Annotated in this window: 17 protein-coding genes; 7 read left to right on the forward strand and 10 right to left on the reverse strand. The window is 35.5% G+C overall.

From position 1 onward, the window contains the following. The first annotated feature begins 125 nt into the window (after positions 1-125). The 3 genes from fabI (at position 126) to gstA (ending at position 2,686) form a co-directional block, all read left to right on the forward strand. Complete coding sequence (fabI, locus tag C0T34_RS08990; protein WP_006537026.1) at positions 126-914, forward strand: enoyl-ACP reductase FabI; 789 nt, start codon at positions 126-128, stop codon at positions 912-914. A gap of 243 nt (positions 915-1,157) precedes the next feature. Beyond that, positions 1,158-1,862 (forward strand): DUF3592 domain-containing protein, encoded by a 705-nt coding sequence (locus C0T34_RS08995; RefSeq protein ID WP_109850036.1) that lies wholly within the window; start codon positions 1,158-1,160, stop codon positions 1,860-1,862. Positions 1,863-2,074: 212 nt separating this feature from the next. Further along, a complete protein-coding gene (gene gstA / locus C0T34_RS09000) occupies positions 2,075-2,686 on the forward strand; it encodes a glutathione transferase GstA (RefSeq protein ID WP_109850037.1) in 612 nt (203 codons plus the stop codon). 69 nt (positions 2,687-2,755) lie between these two features. Here the strand turns inward: gstA and pdxY are convergent, their stop codons facing one another. The 4 genes from pdxY to anmK form a co-directional block, all read right to left on the reverse strand. Then, on the reverse strand, positions 2,756-3,625 hold the full coding sequence (gene pdxY / locus C0T34_RS09005) for a pyridoxal kinase PdxY (protein ID WP_088495743.1): 870 nt from the start codon (positions 3,623-3,625) through the stop codon (positions 2,756-2,758). A 122-nt stretch (positions 3,626-3,747) separates the two neighbouring features. Beyond that, positions 3,748-5,022, reverse strand: a complete 1,275-nt coding sequence (gene tyrS / locus C0T34_RS09010; RefSeq protein WP_036913193.1) for a tyrosine--tRNA ligase — start codon at positions 5,020-5,022, stop codon at positions 3,748-3,750. A 132-nt stretch (positions 5,023-5,154) separates the two neighbouring features. Next, positions 5,155-5,808: a pyridoxamine 5'-phosphate oxidase gene (pdxH, locus tag C0T34_RS09015; protein WP_109850038.1), complete on the reverse strand. Its 654-nt coding sequence runs from the start codon at positions 5,806-5,808 to the stop codon at positions 5,155-5,157. A gap of 43 nt (positions 5,809-5,851) precedes the next feature. Then, positions 5,852-6,964 carry an anhydro-N-acetylmuramic acid kinase gene (gene anmK / locus C0T34_RS09020; RefSeq protein WP_098943069.1) on the reverse strand — a complete coding sequence of 371 codons (1,113 nt, stop codon included), beginning with the start codon at positions 6,962-6,964 and terminating at the stop codon, positions 5,852-5,854. Between the two features lie 221 nt (positions 6,965-7,185). On the opposite strand from anmK, the gene C0T34_RS09025 reads away from it, so the two are divergent. Beyond that, on the forward strand, positions 7,186-7,653 hold the full coding sequence (locus C0T34_RS09025; protein ID WP_075672187.1) for a glycine zipper 2TM domain-containing protein: 468 nt from the start codon (positions 7,186-7,188) through the stop codon (positions 7,651-7,653). 319 nt (positions 7,654-7,972) lie between these two features. On the opposite strand, the gene slyA is transcribed toward C0T34_RS09025, so the two are convergent. Both slyA and C0T34_RS09035 read right to left on the reverse strand, forming a co-directional pair. Beyond that, positions 7,973-8,401: a transcriptional regulator SlyA gene (gene slyA / locus C0T34_RS09030; protein WP_075674400.1), complete on the reverse strand. Its 429-nt coding sequence runs from the start codon at positions 8,399-8,401 to the stop codon at positions 7,973-7,975. Positions 8,402-8,853: 452 nt separating this feature from the next. Further along, on the reverse strand, positions 8,854-9,093 hold the full coding sequence (locus tag C0T34_RS09035; RefSeq protein ID WP_098943070.1) for a DUF1289 domain-containing protein: 240 nt from the start codon (positions 9,091-9,093) through the stop codon (positions 8,854-8,856). A 185-nt stretch (positions 9,094-9,278) separates the two neighbouring features. On the opposite strand from C0T34_RS09035, the gene gloA reads away from it, so the two are divergent. Together gloA and rnt are read left to right on the forward strand one after the other, a co-directional pair. Continuing rightward, positions 9,279-9,686, forward strand: coding sequence for a lactoylglutathione lyase (gene gloA / locus C0T34_RS09040; protein WP_036937247.1), 408 nt, complete (start codon positions 9,279-9,281; stop codon positions 9,684-9,686). 96 nt (positions 9,687-9,782) lie between these two features. After that, entirely contained in the window at positions 9,783-10,421 is a 639-nt protein-coding gene (gene rnt, locus C0T34_RS09045) for a ribonuclease T (RefSeq protein WP_098943071.1), read from the forward strand. A 123-nt stretch (positions 10,422-10,544) separates the two neighbouring features. Here rnt and C0T34_RS09050 read toward each other — a convergent pair whose 3' ends face one another. Continuing rightward, positions 10,545-10,886, reverse strand: a complete 342-nt coding sequence (locus tag C0T34_RS09050) for a Grx4 family monothiol glutaredoxin (protein ID WP_006537039.1) — start codon at positions 10,884-10,886, stop codon at positions 10,545-10,547. A gap of 355 nt (positions 10,887-11,241) precedes the next feature. Beyond that, complete coding sequence (locus C0T34_RS09055; RefSeq protein ID WP_098943073.1) at positions 11,242-11,706, reverse strand: hypothetical protein; 465 nt, start codon at positions 11,704-11,706, stop codon at positions 11,242-11,244. Positions 11,707-12,263: 557 nt separating this feature from the next. Here C0T34_RS09055 and C0T34_RS09060 point away from each other — a divergent pair. After that, a complete protein-coding gene (locus C0T34_RS09060; RefSeq protein WP_109850039.1) occupies positions 12,264-13,079 on the forward strand; it encodes a sulfite exporter TauE/SafE family protein in 816 nt (271 codons plus the stop codon). A 186-nt stretch (positions 13,080-13,265) separates the two neighbouring features. Here the strand turns inward: C0T34_RS09060 and C0T34_RS09065 are convergent, their stop codons facing one another. Then, on the reverse strand, positions 13,266-13,769 hold the full coding sequence (locus C0T34_RS09065) for a hypothetical protein (protein ID WP_162556821.1): 504 nt from the start codon (positions 13,767-13,769) through the stop codon (positions 13,266-13,268). Between the two features lie 80 nt (positions 13,770-13,849). Continuing rightward, complete coding sequence (locus tag C0T34_RS09070; RefSeq protein WP_109850041.1) at positions 13,850-14,209, reverse strand: hypothetical protein; 360 nt, start codon at positions 14,207-14,209, stop codon at positions 13,850-13,852. Positions 14,210-14,413 lie beyond the last annotated feature (204 nt).

The raw sequence follows: 14,413 nt of genomic DNA on the forward strand, positions 1-14,413 counted from the left end.
ACAAATTTACAAATGTCGTGGTAGAATCAGCCACGTTTATTAACAATAAGCGTGATAACCTAACAGATAAATAAAACTGTGAATGATGTTATTATCGCGATTTACGAAAAAACAAGGATACAGCTATGGGCTTTATGACCGGCAAACGCATTCTTATTACTGGTGTTGCTAGTAAATTATCAATTGCTTATGGTATTGCCAAAGCTATGCGTGACCAAGGTGCAGAACTTGCATTTACTTACCAAAATGAAAAACTGAAACCACGCGTTGAAGAATTTGCAGCATCATTAGACTCAAATATCGTATTAGAGTGTGATGTGTCAAAAGACGAAAGCATCGATACTATGTATGCAGAACTTGCAAAAGTTTGGCCAAAATATGATGGTTTTGTTCACTCTATCGGTTTTGCTCCTGCTGACCAATTAGATGGCGACTACGTTAATGCAGTAACTCGTGAAGGCTTTAAAATTGCTCACGACATCAGTGCATACAGCTTCGTTGCTATGGCGAAAGCAAGCCGTGAAATGCTAAATCCAAACTCAGCTCTGTTAACTCTGACTTATTTAGGCGCTGAACGTGCAATCCCTAACTATAATGTTATGGGTCTGGCGAAAGCTTCTTTAGAAGCTAACGTTCGTTATATGGCAAATGCTATGGGCCCTGAAGGTATTCGTGTTAACGGTATCTCTGCTGGCCCAATCCGTACATTAGCGGCATCTGGTATCAAAGATTTCCGTAAAATGTTAAGCCATTGTGAGTCAGTCACTCCTCTGCGTCGCACTGTAACAACTGAAGATGTAGGTAATACAGCCGCATTCCTATGCTCTGACTTATCTGGTGGTATTACAGGTGAAATCGTTCACGTAGATGGTGGTTTCAGCATCGCAGCTATGAATGAATTAGAACTGAAATAATTCTGTTCTATGAATAACAAAAACCAGCCTCATTGTTAAGGCTGGTTTTTTTATGTTGCTCGACTGTTTTTACTCTTAACTCCATTAACTATCGAATTTTTATCTAATATCTCCCTTATCCCTTTTATTTTTAATAATGCTACGTTTTAGATAAATTTTACTTTTGTTTTTTTAGTTTATTCCTATAATCTTTTCTTTATATTAGCGATAAAATAATCACATATTAATAAAAGGATTTAATATATGAAGAAATTCAAATTTCTGTTTTATATTTTTGCTCTTATTGGTGCGATTATTTTTGTTGTAGCTTTATTTATTATTAAATCTGAATTAAATGTAGTAAGGAATGGAATAGAAACAATAGGCGTTGTTATTGACCAAAGTGTGAGTAAATCTTCTGATGGTAACTCTTTTTATCACCCTATTATTCAATTCCATACTGAAGATAATAGAGAGATAACGTTTCGTTCACCAGAAGGTGGCAGTCAATCCCACTTTTATCTTGGTGAAAAGATTAATGTTATTTATCTTCCAAGTGATCCACAAAGAGCGACTATTAACAACTTTTTAGGCTTGTATGGTGCTGGGACTATATTAAGTATTTTCGGGTTGGTATTTGCATCAACAGGGCTTATCCCTTTGTATTTTATCAGAAGAAGGGCCACAAGGGATCAACGATTAAAACGTGATGGAATGCCTATTAATGTAAAAATTTCTGAAATTATTATTAATAGTAATATCAGTTTTAATCACCGCTCTCCCTATCAAATTATTGCTGATTATCATGATACATTAAACAATCGATTGATTCGTTACAAGAGTGGTTATATCTTCTTTGATCCCACACCTTATATTAATAGAGAGCTTGTTACAGTCTATGTTGATAAAAAGAATCCCAAAATTTATTACCTTGATATTTCATTCTTACCTTCGTTTGAAGAGTCATAATAAAATACTCCTTATATGTTATTAATATAAGGAGTATTTATTTCGTATATTTTCATCAATTAACAGCCTTGTTCACAGATTTACAAAAGCCTTTTTTATTCGCATCATTTGAGTTTGCTAATTTCTTAGAACCTTTTATCATCTTATATTAATGAAGATATTCTGATATCTGTAAGTTAATTCACCACCTTATTGATAGGGAGCTATTCAACATGAAATTGTACTACACGCCAGGTAGTTGCTCGCTTTCCCCTCATATCGTTTTACGTGAAACAGGTTTAGATTTTTCAATAGAGCGTATCGATTTACAGGCTAAGAAGACAGAGTCGGGGAAAGACTTTCTAACCATCAATCCAAAAGGCCAAGTCCCTGTTCTTCAATTAGATAATGGTGATATTTTGACTGAAGGTGTTGCAATTGTTCAATACCTCGCGGACTTAAAACCGGATAGAAATTTAATTGCACCACCAAAATCACTAGAACGTTACCATCAAATTGAGTGGTTAAACTTTCTCGCAAGTGAAGTACATAAAGGCTATGGCCCGCTATTTTCACCAGATACACCTGAAAGCTATGTACCTATCGTTAAAACTAAATTAAAAAGTAAATTCGCTTATATTAATGATGTATTGAGCAAACAAAAATGTGCATGTGGTGAGCATTTTACGGTTATTGATGCCTATTTATTTACATTAAGCCAATGGGCGCCACATGTTGGTTTAGATTTAACTGATTTAACACACTTACAAAACTACCTAACACGTATTGCACAACGCCCTAATGTGCACAGTGCACTGGTCACTGAAGGATTAATTAAAGAGTAATTTTTGATTTAAATAGCTCAAGTTATATAAGATAATTTGAGCTATTTTTTAATGCTTGTTATAGAACTATTAATCTATTTGTGTCGCACAGAATCTATGCGTTGGATGCACCATTTGATCTTGAGCGGCAACAAGTTGCAGTTCGTACTCATTCATCTCTTTTGTTTTTAGCATCACTTCATAAACTGCCGCAGCAACGTGTTCCAATGCGGTTTGTAATTCAACACCTTTGAGTAAATCCACCAGCATTAAACCACTGGTTAAATCACCAACCCCCACAGGTTGACGCTCACCAAAATCGACTAATGGACGGCTAACATGCCAGCTATGTTCCGCGGTTACTAACAGCATTTCAAAGCGATCATGACGATATCCAGCACGTGATAAGTGTTTTACTAATACAACTTTAGGGCCTTGTTTACACAATTCACGAGCAGCATTTACGCACTCATCAACATTATGAAGGGCTTTTCCACCACTTAATGTTTCAAGCTCTAATAAGTTAGGTGCAATAATATCACTAATAGGTAATGCTTCTTCACACAGCACACCTGAAACAGCAGGAGGTACAATACACCCTTTTTCAGGATGTCCCATTACAGGATCACAAAAATACCATGCGTTAGGATTCGCTTGTTTCACTTTTTTCACAATATCAACAATACGCAAACCTTGTTCAGCCGATCCCAAATAACCACTTAACACAGCATCACATTGTGAGAGTTTACCGATTGCGGCAATACCATCAACAATCTCAGTAATGTGTTCTGCTGACATAACGCACCCAGTCCATTTTTCTGGATATTGTGTGTGATTTGAAAATTGCACTGTATTTAGAGGCCAAACATTCACCCCCATACGACGCATTGGAAACTCAGAAGCGCTGTTACCTGCGTGACCGAAAACAACATGTGACTGAATAGAGAGTATATTTTTCATGACATAAACCGATTATTGTGAATACACACAACACCCAAGCTTTATCATCATAGGCGAGGTATATACGTTTATTTATTGTTATTAAGAAAAAGGGCAACTCACCGGCTGCCCTTTACTGTCAATTATTTCCAGATAACGAGGCAGTAATGTTTTTTACCGCGACGTAAAATGGAGTAATGACCAAATAAGAAATCTTTTTCTTCAAAGACGTATTCAGGATTGTCCTGTTTTTCGCCATTAATTGAAACTGCGTTAGAGCCAATCATTGTACGAGCCTGACCACGAGAAGGAACTAATTCTGCGTTAACCAGCGCTTGTTGCAAATCACTGCCTTTTTCTAACTCAATAGTTGGCATACCGTCTTGTGCTAATTGCTCAAGGTCAGCTTGTGTTAAGTCTGCAATTGCACCAGAGAATAAGCTTTCAGTAATACGTTTAGCGGCGATTAAACCCTCTTCACCATGAACTAAACCAGTAACTAGTTCTGCTAATACACGCTGAGCACGAGGTGCTTGACCGCTATTTTTATCTTCTTCTTCAAGTGCATTAATTTCTTCAATACTCATAAATGTGAAGAATTTCAAGAAGCGATAAACGTCAGCATCCGCTGTATTGATCCAGAACTGGTAGAATTTGTATGGGCTGGTTTTCTTAGGATCTAACCAAACCGCACCGCCTTCTGTCTTACCAAATTTAGTTCCATCAGATTTAGTAATTAATGGTACGGTCATACCAAATACTTGTTTCTGATTGAAACGACGGGTTAAATCGATACCTGAAGTGATATTACCCCACTGATCAGAGCCACCGATTTGTAATTCAACACCTAAATGCGTATTTAATGACGCAAAGTCATAAGCTTGTAATAGGTTATAGGCGAATTCAGTAAAAGAGATACCCACATCGTCACGGTTTAAACGCTGTTTAACCGCTTCTTTGTTGATCATTTGGTTCACAGAGAAGTGTTTACCGATATCACGCAGGAATGTCAGCACATCCATTTGACCGAACCAGTCATAGTTGTTTGCTAATTCCGCACTGTTTTCACCACTGTTGAAATCTAAGAAAGGTGACACTTGTTTACGAATTTTTTCTACCCATTCGTGAACAGTATCTTGGGTATTCAGTTTGCGCTCGGTGGCTTTAAAACTAGGATCACCAATTAGACCCGTTGCACCACCCACCAACGCCACAGGCTTATGCCCGGCTAGTTGGAATCGTTTTAAACACAGCAAAGGAACCAAATGCCCCAAATGCAGGCTATCAGCGGTAGGATCGAAGCCACAATAGAGAGCGATAGGACCTTGCTCCAAACGCTCTACTAAAGCTGCCTCATCCGTGACCTGAGCGATTAGCCCACGCTCCTGCAATTGTGTGATTAGGTTCTTGCTAGACATCAATGACTCCATCGGTTTATTGTTTTTTGTCTATTTAAAATATAAGTGAAACATAAGTGGTATAGCATAAAGCGCCACTACATTAAGTACCAGTAGAAAAAGACTTTTTGAAGCAAATTTATTAACACACTATTAAGGTGCTAATCGCTCAATGTCCCATCCTTGTGGTGATTTTTGGTAGATAAAGCGATCGTGCAGACGATTTTCTCGTCCTTGCCAAAATTCAACAGAATCAAATGTCACACGATATCCACCCCAAAAACTCGGTAATGGTACATCTCCATTTTGGAATTTTTGCTTTAATTCCAAGAACTTACTTTCCAACACACCTCTTGCAGAAATGCGAGAAGACTGTTGAGAAGCCCAGGCAGCAATTTGGCTATCTTTAGGGCGACTATGGAAATATTTAATCACTTCAATAGGAGAAAGTTTTTCTGCTTTTCCTAAAAAACAAACTTGTCTTTCTAAGGGATACCAAGGAAATAATAAACTAACTCGTTGATTGTGTTCTAAATGACTCGCCTTGCGACTACCCAAGTTGGTATAAAAAACTAAGCCATGTTCATCGAAGTGTTTTAATAACACGATACGTTGGTAAGGTTGCCCATTTTCATCAACTGTTGCGACACACATTGCAGTAGGATCACTCAAACGCGCTTCGCAAGCCTGCTTTAGCCACTTTTCAAACAAAACTAACGGCTGTTCAGTTAATTCATGACGTCGTAGTCCACCGTTCATATATTCACGGCGTAAATCTGCAACATCAATAAAATCAAGTTCTGTCATTTTTCACTCTCTCTTTTGAGAAACTGCATTCAGCATATCACGCTTAACGAGGATTTGTAGGGTAAATCGCCCCTAAAACGGTTTCTCTTGATGCCCCTGTTACAGAAGGTAAATTCCCTGATTCATTTGCAATAGTGCGCGCGGCTAACCAAGCAAATGCCAACGCTTCCATGTCATCACCACTTAAACCATATTTATCCGTTGTCGCGACTTCTGTACCTGGTAATAGTGAAGCTAAACGATGCATAATCTGCCCATTTCGCGCCCCACCACCACAAACGAGTAAACGTTCGCATCCACCGTTTAATTGGATCTGTTGCACAATACTTATTGCGGTTAATTCGACTAGAGTTGCTTGTACATCTTCAGGAAAAACATTAGGTACTCTTGCTAAATGGTAATTTAACCATTGTGTATTGAAATATTCTCGCCCTGTACTTTTAGGTGCTGAACGCGAAAAATAAGGATCCGAAAGCATATCTTTCAATAAAATGGGGTTTACAGCGCCAGTAGCAGCCCATTTACCATTATCATCATAAGGTGTTTGGTTATGGATCCAATTCCAGCTATCTAATAGCATATTTCCAGGACCTGTATCGTAGCCTTTAACTGCAATACCAGGTAATAACAATGAAATATTGGCGATACCACCGATATTTAAAATAATACGTTTTTCAACAGAATGCCCTAATACAGCAAGATGAAAAGCAGGTACTAAAGGTGCGCCTTGTCCGCCGTAAGCGATATCTCTGCGACGAAAATCACCAACCGTCGTAATTCCTGTTAATGCAGCAACACGGTTGTTGTCACCAATTTGCATAGTAAATGGCATATCACTTTCTGGCTCATGCCAAATGGTTTGTCCATGACACCCTATCGCCGTAATATCACTCGCACTAAGTTTTACTTTTGCGAGTAACTCTATAATTGCTTGCGCATAAAGCTCGCCCAATTGGGCATCTAATAGGCCGATTTCATGCAAGGTAGTAGGTTGCCCTTGGCAAACAGCTAAAATTCGTTGGCGTAGATTTTGTGGATAAGGCAGAAAGTGATTTTCTTGTTGTGCAACGAACTTATTATTGATTGCAGCTAATACAACATCAACACCATCTAAGCTTGTGCCAGACATCACGCCAATGTACCGCCCTGCTATCATGTTCTTTTCCTTATAATCAAGATGATGCAAATTTTTAACATATAATGTTATATTCTCTTTTTTCAGAAATCTCTTCTGTTTTTACTATCGGCCTTTACTATATAGTAAGCTATATATTATTAAAATCAGTGTCGACAAACGCAAAAAACGAGCTATAACTGATACTAGATAACATTGGTATAATCTGAGCAACTCACCTCAGGTTTTCTTTAGGAGTAACTATGTTTAAGCATTTACTTATTGGTCTTTTTACAATGACTGTACTTACTGGTTGTGTGAATACAAATTCACTGTCCGGTGATACTTACACCGCAAGCCAAGCAAAACAAGCTCAAAATATTACTTATGGTACAGTGGTTTCTGTGCGTGCAGTGAATATTCAAGCGGGTAGCGATGAGAATATTTTAGGTGCGATTGGTGGTGCCGTTCTCGGTGGTATGTTAGGTAACACTGTGGGTGGTGGTACAGGCCGTAACCTTGCAACAGCCGCTGGTGCAATTGCAGGTGGTATGGCAGGACAACAAGCACAAGGCGCATTAAACACCACTAAGGGTGTTCAAATTGAAGTTCGTTTAGATAGTGGTAGAACTGTCGCTATCGTTCAAAAAGCAGATAATACTGTTTACAGCCAAGGTCAACGTGTTGCCGTTATTGGTAACGGAAATAACTTAACTGTTTCTCCTCGCTAATAATTAGCAATTAGCAACAAAAAACAGGCAACTTTAAAGTTGCCTGTTTTATTTTATGACTTAATAATAAGTAACCGAAAGAGAGCGCGAATATATAATCTAGTTATCACAATTCAAACTATATAATGAGTTACGTTATATACTCGTCATATTTCAAGTTTCAGTGTTGTTGACATCGTTTACTCACACCAGTTACATATTTTATATGTCCTAGTGACTCATTCACTTGTTATCTAGCTGAGTACTGAACTATTTAGAGTATAGTCACCATCATGCAATTAATATCATTTAAATAGAATATATATTAAATTTGAAATTATTAGTCATTTAGCCTATTTATATTTTTTTCTAATTTTTTGATTGTACCTATTAACCTTTCGATTTCTTCTAGTTGGATACCACCTAATATCTCTCGTCTCGTTTTTTCTATTACTGTGTAAACCTCATTAATAAAAGGCTCAGATTCTTTTGTTAATTTTATACGTTTTGCTCTGCGATCATTTGCACATGTATGCCGACATATCAGTTTTTTTTCTTCCAGTTGATCTAAGGTTCTCACTAAAGATGGTTGCTCGATTCCTATTGCTTTTGCCAATTGGATTTGTGACTGCTCTGGAGGTAATTGGCTGATATTATACAAAGTAACCCAATGGGTTTGGGTTAATTTTAATGGTTTGAGACGATGATCAATTAAAGCACGCCATAATCGAACTAAACGCGCTAAATCAGCTCCTAATGTTGATTCCACTTATCTCTCCTTAATTAGCATTTTCAGTCAACTTATTACAAAGTTTAGATATTCATTTTTAATACAATATTTACCTATTCTTTTTAATTAAAATATTACCTTTAATAACTAATATAGTTATAATCCTATTTATTAGATAAGTAATTATTTTCCAGATGTAATTAAATCATTTCTTTCTAGCAACGAAAGTCCATAAAGAATAACCTTGTTATAAAAACTAATCTATATTTTTTTACATAATAATTATTATTATTTTAAATTCAACACTAAAAAACAAGGAAAATATCATTATTATCAAGCAGTTGAAAAATAAATAACCAGAGTGACACTTTAAAGTTATAATTTTATATTAATAAAGAAAAAATAATAAACCACATAACTACAATAAATAAAAACAATGAATTAAAAAAATAGTTAATTATTATTTTAATATTAAAAAATAAGTGGAATATTTAAAATAAATTGAGTTGTTCATTCTCTTTTTCAATTGAGGAACCCATTCTTTTTAATGATCTTAAATAACGTTGCTGACAAAGTCGTAATATATTTCTTTTCTCATACTGATTTATTTTTGACCAATTAAACCTCTCTTGACGGCTGCGATAGCACCCCAAGCAATATCCTTGCGCATTCATTTCGCAACGTCCAATACAAGGGCTAGGAATATCAAAAAATTCTAATTGTTCTTGCATTTGATTTTCCCTCCCTATTGTTTGTTACAATAGAGTATAGTTAATAGAGATATTATCTGCACAACATGATTTATTGAACTGTTAAAGGCGTAGTAAAATTGAACTTTAGGGCTTTAACGCGTTATAGTACTCCGCCATCAGTTTATCTGTAGGGTTTAATCATTAGAAAAACACAAGAGGTTTATATGCGAGTACTTCATACCATGATCCGAGTGGGCGATTTGCAACGTTCTATCGACTTTTATACCAAGGTTTTAGGTATGCAACTTCTACGCACTAGCGAGAATGAGGAATATAAATACTCGTTAGCTTTTGTTGGTTATGGTGATGAAAGCACCGGTGCGGTTATCGAATTAACCTATAACTGGGGTGTAAACAGCTACGAAATGGGAACTGCTTTTGGGCATGTAGCATTAGGTGTTGATGATGTTGCTGCAACCTGCGAAGCCATTCGCCAAGCTGGCGGTAATGTTACCCGTGATGCAGGCCCAGTAAAAGGCGGCTCAACAATTATTGCTTTTGTTGAAGATCCTGATGGATACAAAATCGAGCTCATCGAAAACAAAAGTGCAAGTCACGCTCTAGGTAACTAATTTTTATTAAAACCAGAAAGATAACATGCTTATCTTTCTGGCCTTACTGATTATCAATTTCCGATACTCTATTTTTTGTCGGATAAGTACAATTTAATGCCTGATATAAATAATCCCAATAAGCTTTGTAACCGTTTTCGGGGTTACTACCCTGTTGTCATCGATGTTGAAACAGGTGGATTTAATGCGAAAACAGACGGTTTACTTGAAATCGCCGCTATTACATTAAAAATGGATGAACAAGGTTGGCTAAAACCTGACAACACCTTACATTTTCATATTGAACCCTTTGAAGGGGCTAATCTAGAACCTGCAGCCTTAGAATTTACAGGCATTGATCCAACCAATCCTTTACGTGGTGCAGTCAGTGAATATGAAGCCTTTCATGCCATTTTTAAAATGGTACGTAAAGGAATGAAGGATGCAGATTGTAATCGCGCCATTATTGTGGCTCACAATGCAACTTTTGATCACAGCTTTGTAATGGCTGCAGCTGAGCGAGCTGGATTAAAACGCAATCCTTTTCACCCATTTGCCACCTTTGATACAGCAGCTTTAAGTGGATTGGTATTAGGGCAGACAATTTTGGCCAAAGCCTGCATCACTGCTGGTATTCCCTTTGATAGCAAATTAGCGCATGGCGCGTTATACGATACAAATCGCACATCATTACTTTTTTGTGAATTAGTTAACCGCTGGAAAAAGCTTGGTGGATGGCCATTACCAACACCTTAAAGTCATGGTGTCTCTGGTACATTTATGAATAACAGAAAAAAACCAGTTCAATGATGAACTGGTTTTTTTATTGAAGATCTCACTATTTTTATACGTTCCAATACCGAAACGATAAAAAATTAATTACTGTGCTTCTTCTTCACCACGATATTTATCAGCAGTCTCTTTTAATAACTTCTGTAACTCACCGCGCTGATACATTTCTAAAATAATGTCACATCCACCGACTAATTCACCATCTACCCATAATTGTGGGAAGGTTGGCCAGTGTGCATATTTTGGTAATTCTGCACGAATATCTGGGTTTTGCAGGATATCAACATACGCAAAACGCTCACCACAAGCAGAGATAGCTTGAACTGCCTGAGCAGAAAAACCACAACTTGGTAACTTTGGTGAACCTTTCATGTATAAAATAATTGGGTTTTCGTTGATCTGGCGTTCAATTTTTTCAATAGTCGTCATTTGTAAGTCCTTACAGCCTTTTATATTCGATATGCTTTATAGGGGAAAACATGAAAGAAGAATACCACTTTATATTAGAAACCTCTATATAAGTTTAATTATCGATATAAAACAACAGATTGGTACTAAACCACAGTACTATTGATGAGAAAATACACAATAAAACATAAAAAATAAATCAATACGTTACAGATGTTTATGAGTGTGTTTTATATTATTATTTCATCTCTTATTACCGACACAATCACTAACTAAAATGTTAGGAGAAATAAAAAGCCTCAATTAAGAGGCTGAGAGTATTTCAATTAAGAAAATCGTCAATGCACGAATCGATTGGATCAATTTAAATGACTTATTACTGTATGGTTCCGTTCTCTAAAAGGATCAAACAACCCAGTGCATCAGTAATATCGCTTATTTCACCTTTTATTTTTGCAGTTTGTCCTTTCTTAATTTTAAGAACATTATCTTCTTCACTTGGTTTTAAAGTATATGAAGCACTGACTTTATTATTAAATGAAATAGCAACAACTTTAGGTGGTGTTGGTTTATAGAGGTCGTATCTGACAACTTCTTCTAAACTTGCGATAGTGGTCACTCTTCCTTCTAAAATAACCCACTTCCCTCTCCATTTTTTCTTCGCTGCAATCTCATTATCACTAAAATCCTTACATATTCCCGCATAAGTCGCTTCAGTTACTGGAGATTCCATTGATGGAACGATTTGGTTTACAGCACTATTAACTGAACGAATAGCCTCGTTTATTTTACACCCTGATAATAATGTGATCATAGATAGTAATAACACCGTCTTCTTCATACAAATTCCTTTATAAAGTCAAAAAAAGATAGATAAAATATAAATCCAATAAGATAAAAATCTATTTTAATTAAATAAAACAACGCCCTTGCCAACATTATGGATAAATGTATGACCCTTTCTAAATCGCTTAATATTTCGATCTGACAGTATAGATCATAAAAATAGTAATATAACTTTTCGTTATCTTATTTTAAATAAGAAAAATCTTTCCACCCTAGACTTACATAAATAAATAAATAAATAAATAAAAACAAGATAGTCATATTTCGATTTATTTTACCTATGGAATTAATATTATTATTTTTATCCTGTAGTTTAAAAATAGAATTTATTATAAAATTCAAGATTAAATATTTAATATTTTTCTTTATTTGAATTATATTTAGCTATATATTCTTTAATATTAAAGAGGTAACAAGAGAAGAAATAACACTTTTCATATCAAAATAAACACATTAAATTTCATAATCTATACATTAAGATAAAACGCTACCTTCTTAAAAGGATATAATGTATATAAATGGGTTTGTTATAAACCCTGATGAGTATTAACTATGGACATGATTTTACTGTTTCTTTTAGTGGGATGTATCACTGGCTTTTTTGCTGGACTACTTGGCATAGGAGGCGGTGCAATCATTGTTCCGGTGGTTATGTATGTAGTCAGTCAACAAGCTATCCCAACAGATATGGTAATGAAAATTGCCTTATCTACCTCATTCTCTGTCATTATATTTTCCACAGCATCTTCAGCGTATTCCCATAACAAACATAAAGCCATTTTATGGCAGCAATTCCCTCTATTATCTCTCGGCACTATCATTGGTATGCTTGTGGGGACATTTCTGGTACAAAAAATGTCAAACACGATATTACAAATCGTGTTCTGTATTTTCATGGTATATACCATCTATGGTTTATTAACTAAAAAGAAAGAAGCGGAACGCATTGAAAATGTGAAAGATCCTATTGTTTCAAAACCAGCGTTAACAAGTGGTGGTTCTTTAATTGGTTTTATATCCAGTTTTATCGGTATCGCTGGTGGTACTATCACCATTCCTCTTTTAAGTCACTGGGGATTTAATACACGTAAATGTATTGCAACCTCTTCAATGATTGGCGTCATCATTGCTTCTATAGGCACAATCATGGGTATTATCTATGGTTGGAATCAAACAAATATTGACGACTATTACTTCGGCTTTATCTATTTACCTGCCTTTATCGGAATAAGCATTACCAGCATACTCTTCGCACCTGTCGGTGTAAAAGTTGCTTATCGCCTACCAATTCCTAGAGTTCGCCAAATATTTGCATTATTCCTATTCTTAGTTGTTGTGAAAATGATGTATACGCTTATTACAGGATAAGCTCGTGAGTTGAAAATTATATTCCGTTAAATTATTCTATACAAACAAGTAACACTAAAATCTAACATTTATAATAATGTTAGATTTTAGTAAATTAGAGTATTTAGAGATAAAATAAAATGGGTGAGTCTTATTAGATAATCTTCACCTAATTAAAATAATAATATTTAAGTATCACGGATAGCTTTATTCTTTTCTCACTTTGACTTGTAAAGCAAAAACAGGCTCCGTTGTGCCACACATAGTACGCCCTACTGTGGCTTTTATTTTTATCCGTGCATTGCCACTTTTAGGTGCTGTTCCTTGTAAACGAGCAAAAATGATAGGGCGCTCTTCTTGATGCATGACATGCTTTTGCCAATTTTCATGTGTAATAAGAGAAAGCCACACCCCATCTTTATTTTTTACCATAAATGTCACAGTAACCCATTCAGGACTTTCCACAATATAATATGGAGCTAAACCAGAAAATACACCAATTTCAATCTGTTGATCATAATCTTGATTAACAACAGCTTCTGGCATATAGATTTTTTCTTGTGATTCTGACGGTGTAAATAAAATACTGGTACTGCATGCAATACCATAGAACATGCTACAGCCATTTAGTACGCTACAAAAAATAAGCAGAAATAGACACTGAACTAAACTTTTTATAGAAAAAGACTTAAAAATAATACTTCCATGCATACTTTTATCACTCCCTTGAAAAAACTTAAACTATTGTCGGAAAATTTAAATCAATCCTTATATCATCTTAAATATCATTTTTATTGTTTAGCATTAAATACCGTTCCTTGCTGCCAATCAAGGACTGAAATTCCCATTTTATTTGCTAATTTAATAACTACAGGAAGAGCCTCATCTACTTTAGAGTAAACAAAACCAATAACTGGGATTTTAGTCATAAAGTTATTAATTAAAGGCCCATCACACCACACACTATCATCTATGTCATCATCAGGTAATTCGCAAAGGCACGGATATAGATGAGAAATTTCTTGATAAAAAAACAACATTGACGGGCTTAATTCCTGAATATCTTCATCTTCATATTTTTCGAAGTATTTACACGCCTTTTCAAAATCATTCGGAATGGGAAAATCAAATAGTGCAATATTATAACTCATTTTAACTCCTACACTCTATTTGTATAATTTCAATATAAAATACGGTTGCTACAATAAATATACAAATTTCATTAAATCACATAAATAGAATAAAATTCATACTCCCCTTCATTTTTACATCTCTTCTTACAAATGCACTTTTGCTACTTTACGTACAGGCAAGACGGATATACTCTTATTAATATAATTAATCTATATGGCTTA

Origin of the sequence: Proteus sp. CA142267, from assembly GCF_003336825.1 — a bacterium.
Lineage (GTDB): Bacteria > Pseudomonadota > Gammaproteobacteria > Enterobacterales > Enterobacteriaceae > Proteus > Proteus terrae.

What these genes read in the sequence shown, in the direction of transcription:
- fabI (WP_006537026.1), top strand. Translation starts at nt 126, where the DNA reads ATGGGCTTTATGACCGGCAAACGCATTCTTATTACTGGTGTTGCTAGT.
- C0T34_RS08995 (WP_109850036.1), top strand. Translation starts at nt 1,158, where the DNA reads ATGAAGAAATTCAAATTTCTGTTTTATATTTTTGCTCTTATTGGTGCG.
- gstA (WP_109850037.1), top strand. Translation starts at nt 2,075, where the DNA reads ATGAAATTGTACTACACGCCAGGTAGTTGCTCGCTTTCCCCTCATATC.
- pdxY (WP_088495743.1), bottom strand. Translation starts at nt 3,625, where the DNA reads ATGAAAAATATACTCTCTATTCAGTCACATGTTGTTTTCGGTCACGCA.
- tyrS (WP_036913193.1), bottom strand. Translation starts at nt 5,022, where the DNA reads ATGTCTAGCAAGAACCTAATCACACAATTGCAGGAGCGTGGGCTAATC.
- pdxH (WP_109850038.1), bottom strand. Translation starts at nt 5,808, where the DNA reads ATGACAGAACTTGATTTTATTGATGTTGCAGATTTACGCCGTGAATAT.
- anmK (WP_098943069.1), bottom strand. Translation starts at nt 6,964, where the DNA reads ATGATAGCAGGGCGGTACATTGGCGTGATGTCTGGCACAAGCTTAGAT.
- C0T34_RS09025 (WP_075672187.1), top strand. Translation starts at nt 7,186, where the DNA reads ATGTTTAAGCATTTACTTATTGGTCTTTTTACAATGACTGTACTTACT.
- C0T34_RS09035 (WP_098943070.1), bottom strand. Translation starts at nt 9,093, where the DNA reads ATGCAAGAACAATTAGAATTTTTTGATATTCCTAGCCCTTGTATTGGA.
- gloA (WP_036937247.1), top strand. Translation starts at nt 9,279, where the DNA reads ATGCGAGTACTTCATACCATGATCCGAGTGGGCGATTTGCAACGTTCT.
- rnt (WP_098943071.1), top strand. Translation starts at nt 9,783, where the DNA reads ATGCCTGATATAAATAATCCCAATAAGCTTTGTAACCGTTTTCGGGGT.
- C0T34_RS09050 (WP_006537039.1), bottom strand. Translation starts at nt 10,886, where the DNA reads ATGACGACTATTGAAAAAATTGAACGCCAGATCAACGAAAACCCAATT.
- C0T34_RS09055 (WP_098943073.1), bottom strand. Translation starts at nt 11,706, where the DNA reads ATGAAGAAGACGGTGTTATTACTATCTATGATCACATTATTATCAGGG.
- C0T34_RS09060 (WP_109850039.1), top strand. Translation starts at nt 12,264, where the DNA reads ATGGACATGATTTTACTGTTTCTTTTAGTGGGATGTATCACTGGCTTT.
- C0T34_RS09065 (WP_162556821.1), bottom strand. Translation starts at nt 13,769, where the DNA reads ATGCATGGAAGTATTATTTTTAAGTCTTTTTCTATAAAAAGTTTAGTT.
- C0T34_RS09070 (WP_109850041.1), bottom strand. Translation starts at nt 14,209, where the DNA reads ATGAGTTATAATATTGCACTATTTGATTTTCCCATTCCGAATGATTTT.